Raw genomic sequence first — 17,802 nt, 5'->3', positions numbered from 1 at the left:
GCTCTTCCTCGCCCGCAAGGAGGTCCGCACCCTCTCCCGGCGCATCGCCTGGCCGACCGCCGACGCCGTCTACCGGCTGAACGGTGACCTGGAACCCGTCCGGAGCCCAGTCGTAGACCCACTTGGCGGCCGAGATCGGCATGTTCACGCAGCCGTGGCTCATGACGTGCCCGAAGTTGTGGTGCCAGTACGTGCCATGGAAGGCCTGGTCGCCGTTGAAGTAGGTGACCCATGGGACGTTCTTGGTCAGGTATCCGGCGCTGGCGCTGCCCATGTCCTGCTTCGCGATGTGCGCGCGGATCCGGAAGCTGCCGGTCTCGGTCTCATGTCCGGGGCGGCCGGTCGAGACCGCCCAGTCGCGGACGAGCTTGCCGTTCTCGTAGAAGTAGGCGTGCTGCTGCGACAGATCGACGACCGCGTGGCGGTACAGCGGCGTGGTCTGGAACGGGGTCTCGTTCACCGTCAGCGCGTATGCGCCGTTGCCCTGGCCGAGCTGAGCGGCGAAGGCCGCGGCGATGCCGGCGGTGTCGCCGAGGGCGCGGCCGGTCTGCCCGGCGGTCAGGGACCGCAGCACCTTGCCGTTCGAGTCCACGACGGTGGTGGCGTTCACGGCGGCACGGTCGACGGCCTTCGGCAGCGTGGCCACAGTCTTCTGGATGGCGCCGGCGTCGGCGTCGATCACGAGGTCGCCGTCGACGGGGGTCACGGTGAGCCAGGTGGCGGCCACTGCCGGGGCGACCGGCACGGTGCGCTCCTTGCCCACGTAGAAGCCGACCGTGCCGAGCATCTTGTTGAGCTTCTCAGCAGCCACGTTCGCCTCGTCGGTGGTGATGTCGGCAGCGACCGGGATGCTGGCGGCGTCGAACTTCGCCGAGGACTTGCCGTCTGCGACGGCCGTGACGAACGCCTTGCTCAGCGCATCGAGGTCGATGCCGGTGCCCTCGACCGCCGGGGTGACGGTGTAGGCGCCGGTCTTGGCATCGAAGGCGACGACGGCGTCGGAGCCGTCCTTGAAGGCGGCGGGCACGGCGGCGCGCAGCGAGCGGTCGGCTGCGGCCGGGTCGAGCGTGATGTCGGCGTTGACCGGCTGGCCGCCCCAGGAGCCGAGGTTCCACATCGGGTGCGCGGAGAAGGCTGCGTCGGCGAGAGCCTTCGCGTCGGCCTCGACACCGAGCGATGCGCCGTTGACGGTGGCATCCGATCCGGAGCCGGTGAGCACGATCTCGGTGTCGGCGAGGTGTGAGCTGATCGCGTCAGCGGCCATTCCCACGGTCATTCCGCCGACCGGGATGCCGGCGACAGTGGTGCCGGGTGCGATGAGGATCGTCGACGCGCCCGCGGCGGCGAGCAGCAGCGCGCCCGCACCGATTCCGATCCACAGTCCGAGCCGGCGCTTCTTCGGCGCAGGTTCGTTCGGCGCCCACTCGACGTGCGCGGAGCCGTCCGACGGCGGCAGCGCATCGGTCAACGGCACAGTCGGTGCGGCCCCCTCGGCCACGACGTTCTGCGCCCCTGTGTTCGGCGCGGAAACAAGATCAGTCACCAACTCACCCCCGTGTCTTTGGACAACCCTCCAGGATCAATGATAAGGGACGGATTGTAACGAGGTGGCAACGGTCGAGGGCGGATGCCGCGTGATGCGACATCCGCCCTCGAGTGGGTCGGTTCCGGCTCAGGCCGTGCAGAGCTTGGTGAGAGCCTTCACCGAGTCGTTCAGGTCTCCGGTCAGCGTGCTGATGTCGGATGCGGCCGAGGTGTCCTTGTCGACGACGACCTTCTTGAACACGTCGCGCAGCTGCGCGTAGGAGTCGTGGAAGTCGGTGACGGCGGCCTTGACCTCGGGGTTGGTGACCGTGTCGGATGCCTCGCCGAGGCTGTCGACGAGGGTGGTGAGGGCATCGATGGTGCCCTGCGGGTCGCTGGCGGCCTTCGACATGTCGAGGTCCTGCAGACCGCTGGTCGCGGCGGACACCTTGTCGGTGGCGACCTTGCAGGCCTCGGCGACCGACTGGTCGGACTTGGGAGCCTCCTTGGAGGCGGAGCTCGACATGTCCGAGGACGAGTCGGATGCGGGCGAGCCCGAGCACGCGGTCAGGCCCAGGACGGCGACGGCGGCGATGGCGATTGCGGCGATTCGGCGGTTCATGAGTACGTTTCCCTCCCGCGCGAGGAGTCTCCCCGCGCAAACGAACGGCGCCAAGTCAACCACAACTCGCGCGGTGAACGAGAAACCGGGGGGCCAGTAGCGTTGTCAGATGCCTCCTCTCACTCCTCTGAGCGCCGCGCTGTCCGCCGTCGGTGAAGTCCGGGTGTTCCGCACGGTCACGCTGATCGACGGGACGGGCGCGCCGCGCTACGTCGCCGATGTCGCGGTGGAGGGACCGCGGATCGTCGGAATTCGCAGGCCGGGCGACGACGACCCGTTCGTGCTGCCGGACGGGGCTGTGGAGACGGATGCCGCAGGGCTGGTGCTCGCACCCGGTTTCATCGACCTCCCGGTGCCGCCCGGCGCCGCGCACGGGAGCCTTCGACGCGGGGTGACGACCGAGGCCGTCGAGCAGAGCGCGCAGGATCCCGCCCACGGCGAGGTCGCCGCCGGCAATGTCGTCGGGCTGGTGTCGCTGAGCGCCCTGCGCGAACGGGTGCTCGGGAGGCAAGAGCGTCCGGCGACCGGCGCCGAGATCGCGCACATGCAGCGGATGCTGGGAGAGGCGCTGGATGCCGGTGCGGCAGGCGTGTGCGGCGACGCGGGCTCCGCGGCCGAGTCCGAGGCGCTGCGCCTGGTCGTCGAGGAGCGCGGCGTGGTGTGTCTGCCGGACGCACGCCGCGGCGACCAGCCCGGGTCCGCACTGGAGCGAGCGGTGCATGCTCGCACGGGCGTTCCTGCGCAGGTGCTCGGACTGCACCTCGGCGATCGTCCTCGCGGCACGATCGCCGAGGGGGCCGCCGCCGACCTGGTGCTGCTCGACCCGCTGGCCCTCACGGGATCCGATCCGCTCGAAGACCCGCGAGCCCTGATCGCTGCCATCCGTGAGGTGCTGGTGGCCGGCGTGCCCGTGCTCGCCGACGGCGAGCCGACCGGTGCGACTCCGGGACGGCTGCTGCGCAGGATGCCGCCGCCGCATCGTGCGACCGTGCCGCGCACCGAGCACTCGATCGACACCGATGCGGCGCCGTTCGTGCTGCAGCAGGGCACCGCGGTCCTTCCGCAGGACGGGTTGGAGTCGGTCGCGGCGCTGTTGCGCGAGACTCTCGGCCTGCGGCATCCGGATGTCGCGCAGCCCGGTGTTGCGCTGCGCGTCGACTCCGAGGTCGGCGGTCCGGAGGCGTTCCGCATCCGAGTCGATGCGTCCGGCGTCGAGATCGCCGGCGGCTCCGCCGAAGGCGTGTTCCGGGGCACGACGATCCTGCGGCAGCTCTGTGATCCGGAGCATCCGCTGGGCAGCCGCATCCCCTCGGGAACCTGGCGGGGCGAGCCGGCGTTCGGATGGCGCGGTCTCATGCTGGACGTCGCGCGGCACTTCCGGCCCGTGCAGGACGTGCGCCGGATCATCGACCTGCTCGCCGCGCATCAGTTGAACGTGCTGCATCTGCACCTCTCCGACGATCAGGGCTGGCGCTTCGAGGTGCCCGGGTATCCGCGCCTGACCGAGATCGGCGCGGTGCGGCACGCCACGCAGCGCGGCCACGGCCCGCTGGCGACTGTGGAACCGGGCGAGCATGCGGGCTTCTACCGTCCCGACGAGATCCGCGATCTGGTCGCCTATGCGGCTGAGCGGTTCGTGACGGTCGTGCCCGAGGTAGAGCTGCCCGGCCACGTGCAGGCCGCGCTCGCCGCGTACCCCGAGCTCGGCAACACCGACGTGTCGCCGCCGCCGGAGGGGCCGTGGGAGCGCTTCGGCGTGAACCGGCGCGTGCTGGCCCCCACCGAGGCGTCTCTGTCCTTCGGCCGCGCCGCGATCGACGCCCTCTGCGATCAGTTCGGCGCGGAGTGGATCGGCATCGGCGGCGATGAGGTGCCGACCGACGAGTGGGCGGCCAGTCCCGCCGCGCAGGAGCGGATGCGCGAGCTCGGACTCGCGTCCCCGCGGGACGTGCAGCCGTGGTTCACACGGGCCTTCGTCGCTCACGTCCGTTCGCGCGGCCGCACCGCGCTGGCCTGGGACGAGGTGCTCGCGGGTGACGTGCCGGAGGGCGTGCGGCTGCTGGCCTGGCGCGGCCCGGTGGCGATGGCCGAAGCGCTGCGTCGCGACATCCCCGTGGTGGCCTGTCCCGATCTCGAGGTCTACCTCGACTATCCTCAGGCGGACTCCGAGGACGAGCCGATCCGGGTGGGTCCTCCGCTGCCGATCGAGCGCGCTTACGCGCTGCGGGTGCCTGACGGAGCCGTGGGCGGGCAGGCGAATCTGTGGAGCGAGCACCTGCCCACCCGTGACCGAGTGGACTTCGCCGTCTTCCCACGGCTCTCGGCGATCGCGGAGCGGCTCTGGGAAGGGGGAGAGGCGCCGTCGTTCGACGACTTCGCGAGCCGGCTGCCGGTGCACCTGCGCCGCCTCGCGGCGGCCGGTGTGCAGTACCGTCCACTGGACGGTCCGATGCCCGCGCAGCGGCGACCAGGCATTCCCGGCAAGCCGATGACCCTGGCCCAGCGTGAGGCGATCGTCGCGGATCTCGTGGCAGATCTGTCGGGCGGATCCGACCCTGGTGGCGACCGGTCGGAGTAAAGTAACGTTTCGGTAACCCTGATTGTCCTCGCCGGGGGCATGGCTTGCATAAATTTTGTTCGTAAGGTCTACTAACAAACATGTCCGAATCGGATGAACTGCGTACACCGACGTCGATGGATCACCTCGGCGCACCGACGCACGCCTTCGGACCCGTGCGGCGGCTCCGCTCCCGCGCCAAGGTTCTGCCCGAGCACGCCCGCGGGCACAACCGCGCCCTCGTCCTGCAGACCCTCTACCACTCCGGCGCGATGAGCCGTGCGGACCTGTCCAGGGAGACCGGTCTGACCCGCGTGACGATCTCCGACCTGGTCGCCGAGTTCATCGCCGACGGCATCGTGATAGAGATCGGCGTGCGCGAGACCTTCGGCCCAGGCAAGCCCCCGATCCTGGTCGACATCGATCGCGCCGGGCACCAGATCATCGGCATCGACCTCTCAGGGCCGACGCACTTCGAGGGCGCTGTGATGGGCCTCGACGGCGACGTGATCGAGCGCCGCACGGTCGCCCGCCCCGGCGAGGACGACGGCGACGCGTCCTACGCCGTGACGCTGCAGCTCGCCCGTGACCTCATCGCGGCATCCGACCGGCCGCTGCTCGGCGTCGGCATCGGCGCCCAGGGAATCGTGCGTCCCGACGGCGTCGTGCTCAGCTCGCCCAACATCGGCTGGCACGACTTCCCGCTCGAGTCGCGCCTCGGCCTCGATCTCGACCTGCCGATCATCGTCCGCAACGACGCCAATGCCGCCGTCCTGGCCGAATACACCTTCGGCGAGGAGCGCAGCGACTTCATGCTCATCAAGATCGGCCGCGGCGTGGGCGCCGGGCTGATCACCGGCAGTCAGCCGCTGCTCGGCAGCCGCTTCGCCGCCGGTGAGATCGGCCACGTGGTGGTCGGCACCGACGGCGGCCCGCGCTGCGTCTGCGGCAAGGAGGGATGCCTGGAGGCGTGGCTGAACGTGACCCGCCTCTGGGCCGCGATCGAAGCCGATCCGTCCGCTCGCGATGAGGTCCTCCGCGATGCCGGCGCCCGCATGGCGATCGGCATCGCCCCGATCGTCGCTGCACTCGATCTGTCCGACATCGTGCTCTCCGGGCCGCCGGAGCTGCTCGCCGACGTCTTCATCGACGCGGCGATCGCCACTCTGCGCGCCCGCACCCTGGAGGGGATCTTCGAAGATGTCGCCATCCGACTCACTCATCAGGACGACATCGTGCTGCGCGGTGCCGCTGTGATGGTCCTTTCCGGTCAGCTGGGAGTCTCGTAGATGGTGGCAGGAATCGCCCGGCTGGACGGCCGGGCCATACGAGTGGGCCTGGACGTCGGCGGCACGAAGACGGATGCCGTCGCGATCGACCACTCGGGGGAGATCCTCGGACGCGTGCGCCGACCGACGGGCTGGGGTGCTGACGCCGTGGTGCGCGGCATCCTGGACACCACGTTCGCGCTCGCCGAAGAGTCGGGCTTCGCTGCCGCCGACATCCGATCCGTCGGCGTGGGCATCCCGGGCATGGTGGACAGCGAGACCGGCCGCGTGCTGCACGCGGTGAACCTCGGCGTCGAGTCTCTCGACATCGCCGAGCGTGCCCGCGGAGTGATCGACGCTCCGTTCGCCGTCGAGAACGACGTCAAGGCGGCCGCACTCGGAGCGGCCTCCCTGCGTCCCGACGAGGCATCCATGGCCTATCTGAATCTCGGCACCGGGGTCGCCGCCGGCGTCATCACCGACGGCCGGATCTGGCGCGGCAGGCACGGCAGCGCCGGCGAGGTCGGACACATCTCGGTCGACCCTCACGGCCGGGTGTGCGGCTGCGGCCAGCGCGGCTGCGTCGAGACGCTGTGCGGTGGCGGAGCACTGGCTCGGGCGTGGGGACGCCCGGGCGAGCTGCCCGTCCTCGACATCTTCGACGCGGCCGAAGCCGGCGACCCGGTCGCGGCAGGGCTCCGCGCGGACCTCGCCAGGGGCGCGGCGGCGGCCGTGCGCATCCTCGTGCTCTCGGTCGACGTGGAGACCGTCGTCATCGGCGGCGGCCTGACCGCGCTCGGCGAGCGCCTGCAGCGCGATCTCGAGCAGGCGCTGCGCGCGGATGCCGAGAACTCGGCGTTCATGCGCTCGCTGCACCTCGATGAGAGAATCGAACTGCTGCCGACCGGTTCGCCGGTCGCGGCCCTCGGCGCCGCACTGCTCGACGCGGCACCGGCCGAGTGCCCCATCCCCGTGAAGGAGACCGCCGCTCATGGCTGAAGTCGTCATCGTCGAGAACGCCGCAGCCGCCGGTGCGCTGGTCGCTCAGGAGATCGTCGAGCTGCTGGATCGCAGGACGGATGCCGTGCTGGGCCTGGCCACCGGCTCCACGCCGCTGGGCGTGTACCAGGCGCTCGCGCAGCGGGTCGCCGGGCGTGACCTGTCGCAGGTGCGCGGCTTCGCGCTCGACGAGTACGTCGGCCTCGACCCGGCACACCCCGAGAGCTACCGCTCCGTCATCACCCGCGAGGTGGTCGAGCCGCTCGGACTCGACCCGGCGCGCGTGCAGGTGCCGAACGGCGCCGACGAGACCATCCAGCACGCGGGTGCCGACTACGAGGCCGCGATCGACGCAGCCGGCGGCGTGGACCTGCAGATCCTCGGCATCGGCACCGACGGGCACATCGGCTTCAACGAGCCGGGTTCGTCCTTCGCCTCGCGCACTCGCGTGAAGACGCTCACCGAGCAGACCCGCGAGGACAACGCGCGCTTCTTCGACTCGATCGACCAGGTGCCGCGGCACTGCATCACCCAGGGGCTCGGCACGATCCTGCGCGCCAGGCACCTCGTGCTGCTCGCCTTCGGCGAGGGCAAGGCGCAGGCGATCGCGGATGCCGTCGAGGGGCCGGTCTCGGCCATCCTGCCGGCATCCGCCATCCAGCTGCACGAGCACGCGACCGTCGTCGTCGACGAGGCCGCGGCCTCGAAGCTCAGGCTCGCGGACTACTACCGCTACACCTACGCCAACAAGCCCGCCTGGCAGGGCATCTGACCCGCGCGACACGCACTCCGGCGGCCGCATCCCGACATGGAGGCGGCCAGTGCCGGTCCGGCGCGGGGGATCAGCCCCAGGCGATGGGGAGCAGGTGCTCCTCGCTGAGCGGCGCCAGCAGCAGCGAATCCTGTTCGGCCTCGGTGATCCAGCGCAGCTCGGCGAGCTCGGCCTGCGCGACGACATCCTCGGGCTCGGCGCTCATTGCGAAGGCGGTCGCGACGACGCGGTGACCGGGCTCATTCGCCGCGTCCGACACGAATGTGCCGAGCGGACGCAGCTGGTCCTGGAACACGACGAGGCCGAGTTCCTCGCGCAGCTCCCGCACCAGCGTCTCGGCGGCGGTCTCGCCGGCCTCGGGCTTGCCTCCGGGCTGCATGAAGCGCTCGGTGCCGATCTTGCGCACCAGCAGGGCGCGCCCCTCGCTGTCGGTGATGACGGCCGCGCTCACGTGGATGTCAGTCATGGGGAGCGAACACCTTTCCTGGGTTGAGAATGCCCTGCGGGTCGAAGACGCGCACGATCTGCCTCTGCAGCTCCCACTGGTCGTCGCCGAGCTCCTCGGCCAGCCAGCGCGCCTTCAGGGTGCCGATGCCGTGCTCGCCGGTCAGCGTGCCGCCCAGGCGCAGCGCGGCGCGGAACAGTTCACCCGCCGCGTCCCAGATGCGCGGCGGCACCTCATCGCCGTCGACGATGAAGTTCGGGTGCAGGTTGCCGTCGCCGGCGTGCGCCACGGTGGGGATGCGGATGCCGAAGGCCCGCTCGATGCGGGCGATCTCGTCGAACATCTCGGGCATCGCGCTGCGCGGCACCGAGACGTCCTCGATGAGCGTGGTGCCGAGGCTCGCCATCGCGGCATGCATCGAGCGGCGGATCGAGAGCAGCCGCTCGCCCTCTTCGGCATCGGCGCTCCAGCGCACGTCTCCTCCGGCTCCGCGGAGCACTTCGGCGATCCGTTCCGCCTCGGAGCGGGCGGCCGGGCCGTCGGTGCGGATCGTCAGCTGTGCAGCGCCGAGGACCGGCGCGGGGAGAGCGAGCAGGGCGTGCACGGCCTCGAGGCTCGCGGCATCCATCAGCTCCATGATCGCCGGCTGCACGCCGGCCGCGGTCACGGCCGCCGAGGCCGAGGCGGCCGCGCGCACGTCGGGGAAGGTCGCGGCGAGCGTGCAGGCCTCGCCCTCGACCCGCCTGCGCAGCCGCAGGGTCGCGCCGACGATCACGCCGAGGGTGCCCTCCGAGCCGATCACCAGCGAGGTGAGATCGAGGCCCGTCACCCCCTTCACGGAGCGGTGACCGAGCTTCAGCAGCCGCCCGTCGGCGAGCACGAGATCGATGCCGAGTACGGCGTCCCGCACGACGCCGTACTTCGCGCACAGAAGGCCGCCGGCGCCGGTGGCGATGTTGCCGCCGACCGTGGAGATCTCGCGGCTGGCCGGGTCGGGCGCCCACCACAGACCGTAACGGTCGAGTTCGGCGTTCAGGTCGGCGTTCAGGATGCCGGGCTCCACGACCGCGAGCAGGTCATCGGGGCGCACGTCGAGGATGCGTGTCATCCGCGCCGTGGAGAGCACGATCTCGCCGGTGCCTGCGTTCGCCGCACCGGCGAGGCCGGTGCCTGCGCCACGCACGACGACGGGCGTTCCCGTGGCACTGGCGATGCGCAGTGTCTGCTGCACGTGCTCGACCGTCTCGGCGTGCACGATGGCGAGCGGAGCGCCTTCAGCGGCGTGGCCCGAGCGGTCGGAGCGAGCGGCCTCGAGTGCGGCGGGGTCGGTGTCGACCAGCCCGCCCAGCACCTCGAGGAGCAGCTCCAGAGGCGTCATGACAGGGAGCGGCGCCCGGCGATCAGTCCTGCGCCGACAGCGACGACGGCGAAGGCGATGCCCGCCCAGCCCTGGCCCATCGCCCACCAGGCGAGAGTCACGCCGACGTAGATCAGCAGTTCGACGACGGCCCGCAGGAACGGATGCAGCCGCAGCACCGGCTTCGGCGAGAGGAACAGAGCCCACACCAGCAGCACGACGACGGGCAGGGCGATGCCGAAGACGATGTTGATCGGCACCGGCCAGGACACGAAGCCCCACAGTCCGAGGGAGAACAGGGCGACGATGAGCACGATGGCGCGGACCACGTCGAGCGGGGTGAAGTTCGGGCGGTTCACGCCCGGAACGGCGGCGGAGTCCTGGGGCATGCCTCAAGTCTATGCGGTGCCTCACTCCTCACCCGATGACGGCTGACGCGTCCGGTCGGCACGCGTCAGGGACGTCCGGCGCGTTGTCCTGCTGCGCGGCGCGGAGGCGCCTTTCGCCGTGCCTGACGACCTCGAGCGATGGGACGTACGGGTCCCGCGCGTCCTGGTCCGCGTCAGCGCGCGTCTGCGGCTGCTTCCGTGGTCGCCGTTCCGACGGGGACGGCGGCTTCGGAGACGTCCTCGACAGGAGCTGACTCAGCTGCCGGTTCGGCGGGGCCGGGCACCGGATCGGCGATGGGTGCGGACTTCTGCGCCGGGACACCCTGGCTCTGCTCGGTGTTCTGCCGCTGTTCCGCAGGCGCCGGCTGCGCGCGGGAAGGCTCTGCGGCAGGCGCCGCCGCCGGAGCGGGATCGGGCGCGCCTGCTGAGTCGCGGGGGGACTCCTGCGAGGCAGGAGCGCTCGAGCGCGTCGCAGCAGCGTCATCCAGGAGCAGCCCGGGAAGATGTGTGGTGGTCCACTCCCCGAGTACGCCGTCCGTCACATAGCGGAATCCGAGGCTCACGCCCTTGGCCACCTGCCACAGGGACGGGCGGAGATCCACGACGCCGTTCCCGTTCGAGTCCAGGGTGATCTCGTCACCTCGAGCGCTCTTGCCGTCCATCCAGGCTTGAAGGGTGGCGTTCGGGGTGCCGTGGACGGGGACGCTGTAGTGCGTCTTGCCGTTCTCGAACCAGACGCTGTACTCGTCCCAGGTGATCGCGACCGGAGCCGGTGTGCCGGGATCTGTTCCGGGGTCTGTGCCCGGGTCGGTTCCGGGATCTGTGCCCGGATCTGTTCCGGGGTCTGTGCCCGGGTCGGTTCCGGGATCTGTGCCCGGGTCCGTCCCCGGGTCGGTTCCCGGGTTCTTTCCCGGATCCGTCGGGTCGACGGGCTGAGCGGGCTTGGAGGGCGTGACGGGGGGAGCCGGTGCGGGGGCCGAGGACGACTCGGGAGCCGGTGCGGTGGGCGTGTCGGCATCCGCCGCGGGCGGCTCCGTCGGCTTCGGAGCTTCCGGTTGTGCCTGGTCCTCGACCTCGATCACGATGGGCTGCTTGCCCAGCACCGAAGTGTCGGGGGCGACCTCGGACGAGATCGACGACGGGTCGTCGTCGCCTGCCGACGGTTGTGAAGTGGCGGGGGAGCCGTTCAGCATGCCGGGCACCACCGCGACCGCGGCGACGACACCGGCGACGAGCAGTGCGGCGGAGCCGGCTCCGACGAGCGCACCGATGCCGGTGAGGGATCCGCCTGATGCCGAGGAGCCGCCTGCCGTGCCGGCCTGTCCGGACCCGGCGAGGCCGGTGCCCGCGCCGACCGCGCTGCCGGCGACCACGGCACCCTCGACGACACCGGAGGGCATCGCCGCGAGGGCCACGATCGGAGTGCCGCCGCCCTGCAGAGAGGCGAGATAGCCGCCGGCGCCGGCGATGCCGAGCACGAGCGGGAGCAGTACGAGGGCGAGGCGGCCCGAGACGTCCTTCGCCTCAGCGGCGACGATCATGCAGCGCGCGCAGTCGTCCAGGTGCGCTTCGAGGCGCTTGCGGTCGCGCACGCCGAGGTTGCCCCGGGAGTAGGCACCGAGGTGCTCGATCGTCCACTGGCAGTCCGAGCCTGGCTCGGCGCTGCGCAGATGCGCCTGGATCCATGCCTCGCGCAGACCTTCACGGGCGCGGAAGGCGAGCTGCGAGACGGCACCGGCCTTCATGCCGAGGAGCGGCGCGATCTCGCCCGGCTTCATCTGCTCGATCTCGGAGTACCAGAGCACCTCCTGCCAGCGGGAGGGGAGGCTGCGGAACGCCTGCGCGGTGAGGCCCCGATCGAGCGCCTCCTCGGCGGCCTGGTCGGTGCTGGACGGGTCTACGACGGTGTCGAGCTCGTCGATCGCCGTCTCGCGACGGGCGCGCCCCCAGGCCGCGGCGGTGTTCCGAATGCTCGTGAAGAGGTAGGCGCGGAACGAGCCGTTCGGCCCGCCGCCCTTGAGGATCGCCTGGTAGATGCGGGCGTAGGACTCCTGTACGAGGTCGTCGGCGTCGATCGTCGACGTGATCGACCGGGCGACCGCCATGCCGGAGGGGTAGTGCCGACGCCAGAGTTCGCCGAACGCCTCGGCGTCACCCGAGCGGGTGCGGAGGACGAGATCGGCGTCTGCCGTCAAATCGTCAGTGGTGTCGTCGTGCACAGATCTTTCCAAAGCTGTCGGGCTTCCCGGTCCGCGGGAGCGGTCTCACAGGAAGAGACGCATGAACTTCGGAATCGTCACGCGCCTCATCCATTCTGACCCTTAGTCCACGATTCGGAAAGCCCTGGGGACAACTCCCGGCGACTGCTGACCGATCTCCCGGGAAAGTTTCTGCAGAACCCGCGTAATGAAACGCGTGGACCGTCGTCTCATCCATAGAGCATGTCGCACGTGCCACCGGGGGGCGGTGCGGACGACAGCCGGTGCAGGGGTAACGCGCCGGTCGGTGGGCTCGGGGTCCTCGGGGGAGGAGCTCCCGAGCCCCACCGGCTCTCAATTTGGGGACCTGGCCCGAACTGGGACTGAGGCCGTCGCATCTGGGGTGCGACGGCCTGTTCCGTCTCCGGGGTCAGCGCGCGGTGCGCGCTCCGGTCCACACCCGCACGACCTGCAGGTCCGCATCCAGGAGCACGGCGTCGCCGAGCATCCCCGGACGCAGCGCGCCGAGCTCCTCATCGAAGCCGATGGCGGCTGCCGGGGTCTCGGTGAGCGCGCGCACGGCCTCGGAGAGCGTCGCGCCGGCGGCGACGGCGTTGCGCAGCGCGGCATCCTGCGTCAGCGTCGACCCGGCGATCGAGCCGGAGTCCACGCGCGCGACGCCGCCCTGCACGGTGACGTGCAGCCCGCCGAGCGAGTACTCGCCGTCGACGGAGCCCGCCGCCGCCATCGAATCGGTGATCAGGGCCACCCGGCCCGGCGCCTCGTCGAAGATCAGCTTCGTCACACTCGGATGCAGGTGGATGTTGTCGACGATCGCCTCGATCGTCACGCGGTGGTCGGCGGCTGCGGTCAGCACCGGCCCCGGTTCGCGGTGGTGGATCGGACGCATCGCGTTGAAGGCGTGGGTGAGGATCGACGCACCGGCGTCGATGGCCGCCCGCATGGTGTCATCGTCGGCGTCCGTGTGCCCGATCGCGGCGGCCGCGCCGCTCGCGACCACGACGCGCACCGCGTCGAGCCCGCCGGGGAGCTCGGGTGCGATCGTCATCTGCCGAACGGTGCCGCGGCCGGCGTCGAGCAGGCGCTGCACGTCACCGGCGGTCGGCTCGCGCAGCAGCTCCGGGTCGTGCGCGCCCTTGTGGCCGGGATCCAGGAACGGTCCCTCCAGATGGCTGCCGAGGATGTCGGCGTCCGTCTCGCGCAGGTCGGCGATCTCGCCCACCCGCGCCGCGAGCGAATCCAGCGACCCGGTCACCAGCGAGACGACGGCACGGGTGGTGCCGTGCGTGCGGTGCATGTCGCGGGCGGTGCGGATGGCGGCGATGCCGTCGTCGAACGTCGCGCCGGCGCCGCCGTGGCCGTGGATGTCGATGAACCCGGGCGTGAGGATCGCGCCGGCGCCGGCCACCACGGTCGCGTCGACGATCGTGTCGGCGTTCGGCCGGTCCGAGCCGATGCCGAGCTCGGCGACCAGACCGTCCTCGATCAGCACCCAGGCGTCGTCGGCGATGAGGCCGTCGTTCACCAGTCGCGCGGAATGGATCAGAAGCGAACCCTGTGCGGAGCTCTCCGTCATGCCCATGCGATCTCCTCCGAACGGGTGAACTCGATACCCGAAGCCTCCCACGCAGGGGCGAGGCCCGCGACCCTGGTCCGGAACGACTCCCAGGTGCGCTCCGCGCCCTCTCGCGGTGACCATGCGGTCTCGGCGTGCGCAGCGATGCGCGGGAACACCAAGGTGTCGGCGGCGGCGATCGTGGTGACGGTCTCGGTCCACAGCGGAGCCTCGACGCCGAGGATCGCGTCATCGGCCAGGCCGGGTACGACCGCGGTGGGCTCCCACTCGTACGCGGTCCGCACCGGCACGATGCCCGCCCAGACCAGTCCAAGCGGGAAGTCCGGCGTGGGCTTCATGTCGAGGTAGGTGCGGTCCGAAGGCGACATGATCAATGCGCCGCCGCGCTCCACGAAATGGGTGGCCTCCTCTGCGTGCGATCCCTTCGGCTCGACGCTGCCCCAGTACTGCCCGATCGTGCCCTCGGCGATCCCGGCGACCGCGCCGGCCTCGTGCCAGGCGACCGGGGTCTTGCCGGTGTCGGCCGCGATCCGGGTGACCCGCTCGAAGAACAGTGCGAAGTCGGCCGCGGGGGTGCCGAGGCACTCGTCGCCGCCGATGTGCAGGTACGGGCCGGGGGTGATCTCAGCCACCTCGCGCAGCACGTCGGCGATGAAGCCGTAGGTGCGCTCCTCATGGATGCGCACCGAGGAGTGCCCCACCGCAGCACCGCGGTAGAACTCGCCGTGCACCGGCAGCGGGATGCCGAGCGCCGCCTGCTCGGCGATGGACTGCTCGCTCAGCCAGGGCTCCTCGACCAGATCGGGATAGGCGATGCCCACCGCGTGCGTGTGGCCGGGCAGGTCGATCTCGGGCACCACCGTGACATGGCGGTCCGCGGCGTAGGCGAGGATCTCGCGGTACTGGTCCTTCGTGAAGAAGCCTCCCTCACCGCCGGTGGTGTCGCTGCCGGACGCGCGTTCGGTGAGCAGCGGCCAGGAGTCGATCTCGAGACGCCACCCCTGGTCGTCGGTCAGGTGCAGATGCAGGTGGTTGAACTTGAGGTCCACTGCGCGGTCGATGTAGGCCTTCACATCCTCCACGCCGAAGAAGTGACGTGCGACGTCGAGCATCACGCCGCGGTAGGTGAACCGGGGGGCGTCCTCGATGCGCACCCGGGGCACGACCCACCCGGCATCCGACTCGTGCAGCAGCTGCAGCAGCGTGCGGGTGCCGTAGAAGAGGCCGGCCGCGTCGGCGCCGGTGATGCGGATGCTGCTGCCCAGCGCATCGAGCACGTATGCCTCGGCCCCGCCCGCAGCGGGGTCCAGGGTCAGCACGATCTCGGCATCCGTTCCGACGCCTGTGACCTGCGAGCGGATGCCGGTGCGTGTGGCGATGCCGTCGCGCAGCTGCTCGGCGACGACGGAGTCGCCGGCGATCCGCGCGGATGCCAGGGGGATCACGCCCTCCTCTCTGCGAACGTCTGAGGGGTACGGGACGAGCGGCGGGGAATCAGGAAGGGCCATGAACAAAACCTATCCTGACGGCGCGTCGTAGGGGGAGCCCCCAGGGGCAGGCAATCCATGGAATTCCCGGCATCCGCGACGGCGCCCATCCGGTAGGCTCTTCCTCGTCGCGACTGGCGTCTGGGTGGGTCACCACCGGGGAGCGACTTCTCATGGGAATCGACCGCGCGCCTGGGCCGATGCGAAACCATCCCCTTTTCCCGTGAGAAAGCAGGAATACGCCATGACCGACCGCTTCTTCAACGCGCCTCTCTCGGAGGTCGACCCCGAGATCGCCCAGGTCCTCGACCGTGAGCTGAAGCGCCAGCAGACCTACCTCGAGATGATCGCGTCCGAGAACTTCGTGCCGGTCTCCGTGCTGCAGTCGCAGGGCTCGGTGCTGACCAACAAGTACGCCGAGGGCTACCCCGGTCGTCGCTACTACGGCGGCTGCGAAGAGGTCGACGTCGCCGAGGAGCTGGCGATCGCCCGTGCCAAGGAGCTGTTCGGCGCCGAGTTCGCCAACGTCCAGCCGCACTCCGGAGCCACCGCGAACGCCGCCGTGCTGCACGCGATCGCCCGCCCCGGCGACACCCTGCTCGGCCTCTCGCTCGACCAGGGCGGTCACCTCACCCACGGCATGAAGATCAACTTCTCCGGCCGTCTCTACGACATCGTCGCCTACGGCGTGAACCCCGAGACCTCGACCATCGACATGGACGAGGTGCGCCGCCTGGCCATCGAGCACAAGCCGAAGGTCATCATCGCCGGCTGGTCGGCCTACCCGCGCACCCTCGACTTCGCCGCGTTCCGCGCGATCGCCGACGAGGTGGGCGCGCTGCTCTGGGTGGACATGGCGCACTTCGCCGGCCTTGTCGCCGCGGGCCTGCACCCGAACCCGGTGCCGCACGCTCACGTCGTCTCGTCGACGGTGCACAAGACCATCGGCGGCCCGCGCTCGGGCTTCATCCTCACCAACGATGCCGACATCGCCAAGAAGATCAACTCGGCCGTGTTCCCGGGCCAGCAGGGCGGCCCGCTCATGCACGTGATCGCCGCCAAGGCGACTGCGTTCAAGATCGCCGGCACCCCGGATTTCAAGGAGCGTCAGGAGCGCGTGCTGCGCGGCGCCGCGATCATCGCGGACCGGCTCTCGCAGCAGGACGTGAAGGATGCCGGCATCGCCGTGCGCTCGGGCGGCACCGACGTGCACCTGGTGCTGGTCGACCTGCGCGACGCCGAGATCGACGGCAAGCAGGCCGAGGATCTGCTGCACGACATCCACATCACCGTGAATCGCAATGCGGTGCCGAACGACCCGCGCCCGCCGATGGTGACCTCGGGCCTGCGCATCGGCACGCCTGCGCTCGCGACCCGCGGCTTCGGCGACGACGAGTTCACCGAGGTGGCCGACGTGATCGCCCTGGCGCTGCAGCCCGGCGCCGATGTGGACGCCCTTCGGGCACGCATCGACGCGCTCGCGGCGGCCTTCCCGCTGTACCCCGACCTGCAGCAGTAATCCGCCTGCGAGATCCGCGCGAGACCCTCACCCCTCCGCGAGATCCGCGCGAGACCTCCGTTTCCGCGTGAGACCCACGTTCACCGCATGGGTCTCACGCGGAACTCGGGGTCTCGCGCTTGGCGCCCCTCACGAAAGGTTTCAGACATGACCGCGAAGATCCTCGGCGGTAAGGCCGCTTCGGCGGCGATCAAGAGCGAGCTGGCCGAGCGCGTCGCGGCTCTGCGCGAGCGCGGCGTCGTGCCCGGCATCGCGACCGTGCTCGTGGGCGCCGACCCGGCATCCCAGCTGTACGTCGGGATGAAGCACCGCCAGTCCGAGGCGATCGGCATGAACTCGATCCAGCGCGAGCTGCCGGCGGATGCCACGCAGGAGCAGGTCGAGGCTCTGATCGACGAGCTCAACGCCGATCCGGCGTGCCACGGCTACATCGTGCAGCTGCCGCTGCCGAAGCACCTCGACACCGATGCCGTCCTGGAGCGGATCGACCCGGCCAAGGACGCCGACGGCCTGCACCCGACCAACCTCGGGCGCCTGGTGCTGAACGTCAACGGGCCGATCCACACTCCGCTGCCGTGCACGCCGCGCGGCGTGATCGAGCTGCTGCTGCGCAACGACTACGACCTGAACGGCAAGCATGTGGTGGTCGTCGGCCGCGGTGTGACCATCGGCCGCCCGATGGGGCTGCTGCTGACGCGTCGCGTCATCAACGCGACTGTCACGCAGGTGCACACCGGCACCCCCGACATGTCGCCGTACCTGCGCATGGCCGACGTGATCGTCGCCGGCGCGGGCGTGAAGCACCTGATCCGGGCATCCGACGTGAAGCCCGGCGCCGCCGTTCTCGACGTGGGCGTCACGCGCGAGACGGACGCCGAGACCGGCAAGTCCAAGGTCTACGGCGACGTGCATCCTGATGTCGCAGGCGTCGCGGGCTTCATCTCGCCGAACCCGGGAGGCGTCGGCCCGATGACCGTCGCACTGCTCATGACCAACGTGGTCGAGGCCGCGGAGCGGGCGGCTGCCGAGGGCTGAGCGCACTTCGTACCGCATTCGACGCCTCGGCAC

Annotated in this window: 14 protein-coding genes; 6 read left to right on the top strand and 8 right to left on the bottom strand. The window is 70.7% G+C overall.

The annotated features are described in order from the left end of the window. Positions 1 to 1,543 (bottom strand): L,D-transpeptidase (locus tag ACFVDO_RS07015; protein ID WP_378886846.1); only part of this gene is annotated, 1,543 nt, incomplete at its 3' end. Between the two features lie 129 nt (positions 1,544 to 1,672). Then, a complete protein-coding gene (locus ACFVDO_RS07010) occupies positions 1,673 to 2,146 on the bottom strand; it encodes a hypothetical protein (protein ID WP_378859066.1) in 474 nt (157 codons plus the stop codon). A gap of 109 nt (positions 2,147 to 2,255) precedes the next feature. Here ACFVDO_RS07010 and ACFVDO_RS07005 point away from each other — a divergent pair, with 109 nt between their 5' ends. From ACFVDO_RS07005 to nagB, 4 genes are all read left to right on the top strand, one after another. Then, positions 2,256 to 4,724: a family 20 glycosylhydrolase gene (locus ACFVDO_RS07005; protein ID WP_378859067.1), complete on the top strand. Its 2,469-nt coding sequence runs from the start codon at positions 2,256 to 2,258 to the stop codon at positions 4,722 to 4,724. A gap of 80 nt (positions 4,725 to 4,804) precedes the next feature. After that, on the top strand, positions 4,805 to 5,992 hold the full coding sequence (locus tag ACFVDO_RS07000; RefSeq protein WP_378859068.1) for an ROK family protein: 1,188 nt from the start codon (positions 4,805 to 4,807) through the stop codon (positions 5,990 to 5,992). Further along, positions 5,993 to 6,970 carry an ROK family protein gene (locus ACFVDO_RS06995; RefSeq protein ID WP_378859069.1) on the top strand — a complete coding sequence of 326 codons (978 nt, stop codon included), beginning with the start codon at positions 5,993 to 5,995 and terminating at the stop codon, positions 6,968 to 6,970. Then, entirely contained in the window at positions 6,963 to 7,742 is a 780-nt protein-coding gene (gene nagB, locus ACFVDO_RS06990; RefSeq protein WP_378859070.1) for a glucosamine-6-phosphate deaminase, read from the top strand. Before ACFVDO_RS06995 ends, nagB begins: the two co-directional genes overlap by 8 nt. 70 nt (positions 7,743 to 7,812) lie before the next feature. Here nagB and ACFVDO_RS06985 read toward each other — a convergent pair whose 3' ends face one another. The 6 genes from ACFVDO_RS06985 to ACFVDO_RS06960 form a co-directional block, all read right to left on the bottom strand. Next, positions 7,813 to 8,208, bottom strand: coding sequence for an NUDIX domain-containing protein (locus ACFVDO_RS06985; RefSeq protein WP_378859071.1), 396 nt, complete (start codon positions 8,206 to 8,208; stop codon positions 7,813 to 7,815). Further along, on the bottom strand, positions 8,201 to 9,565 hold the full coding sequence (locus ACFVDO_RS06980; protein ID WP_378859072.1) for an FAD-binding oxidoreductase: 1,365 nt from the start codon (positions 9,563 to 9,565) through the stop codon (positions 8,201 to 8,203). Before ACFVDO_RS06980 ends, ACFVDO_RS06985 begins: the two co-directional genes overlap by 8 nt. After that, positions 9,562 to 9,933 carry a DUF2568 domain-containing protein gene (locus tag ACFVDO_RS06975; RefSeq protein ID WP_378859073.1) on the bottom strand — a complete coding sequence of 124 codons (372 nt, stop codon included), beginning with the start codon at positions 9,931 to 9,933 and terminating at the stop codon, positions 9,562 to 9,564. Before ACFVDO_RS06975 ends, ACFVDO_RS06980 begins: the two co-directional genes overlap by 4 nt. Positions 9,934 to 10,106: 173 nt before the next feature. Beyond that, positions 10,107 to 12,152: a sigma-70 family RNA polymerase sigma factor gene (locus ACFVDO_RS06970; RefSeq protein ID WP_378886845.1), complete on the bottom strand. Its 2,046-nt coding sequence runs from the start codon at positions 12,150 to 12,152 to the stop codon at positions 10,107 to 10,109. A gap of 409 nt (positions 12,153 to 12,561) precedes the next feature. Next, positions 12,562 to 13,728: an N-acetylglucosamine-6-phosphate deacetylase gene (gene nagA, locus ACFVDO_RS06965; protein WP_378859075.1), complete on the bottom strand. Its 1,167-nt coding sequence runs from the start codon at positions 13,726 to 13,728 to the stop codon at positions 12,562 to 12,564. After that, positions 13,725 to 15,236 carry a beta-N-acetylhexosaminidase gene (locus ACFVDO_RS06960; RefSeq protein ID WP_378859076.1) on the bottom strand — a complete coding sequence of 504 codons (1,512 nt, stop codon included), beginning with the start codon at positions 15,234 to 15,236 and terminating at the stop codon, positions 13,725 to 13,727. The genes nagA and ACFVDO_RS06960 overlap by 4 nt, the downstream gene beginning before the upstream one ends. A 223-nt stretch (positions 15,237 to 15,459) precedes the next feature. On the opposite strand from ACFVDO_RS06960, the gene glyA reads away from it, so the two are divergent. Both glyA and ACFVDO_RS06950 read left to right on the top strand, forming a co-directional pair. Further along, entirely contained in the window at positions 15,460 to 16,734 is a 1,275-nt protein-coding gene (gene glyA / locus ACFVDO_RS06955; protein ID WP_378859077.1) for a serine hydroxymethyltransferase, read from the top strand. Positions 16,735 to 16,881: 147 nt separating this feature from the next. Further along, the gene (locus ACFVDO_RS06950) at positions 16,882 to 17,769 is read left to right on the top strand and encodes a bifunctional methylenetetrahydrofolate dehydrogenase/methenyltetrahydrofolate cyclohydrolase (protein ID WP_378859078.1); all 888 of its coding nucleotides are present in this window, start codon (positions 16,882 to 16,884) and stop codon (positions 17,767 to 17,769) included. Positions 17,770 to 17,802: the final 33 nt, after the last annotated feature.

Source organism: Microbacterium sp. NPDC057741, from assembly GCF_042798735.1.
Classification (GTDB): domain Bacteria; phylum Actinomycetota; class Actinomycetes; order Actinomycetales; family Microbacteriaceae; genus Microbacterium.
The sequence above is the reverse complement of the archived record's forward strand: the minus strand, read 5'-3'. Positions and strand labels throughout refer to the sequence as shown.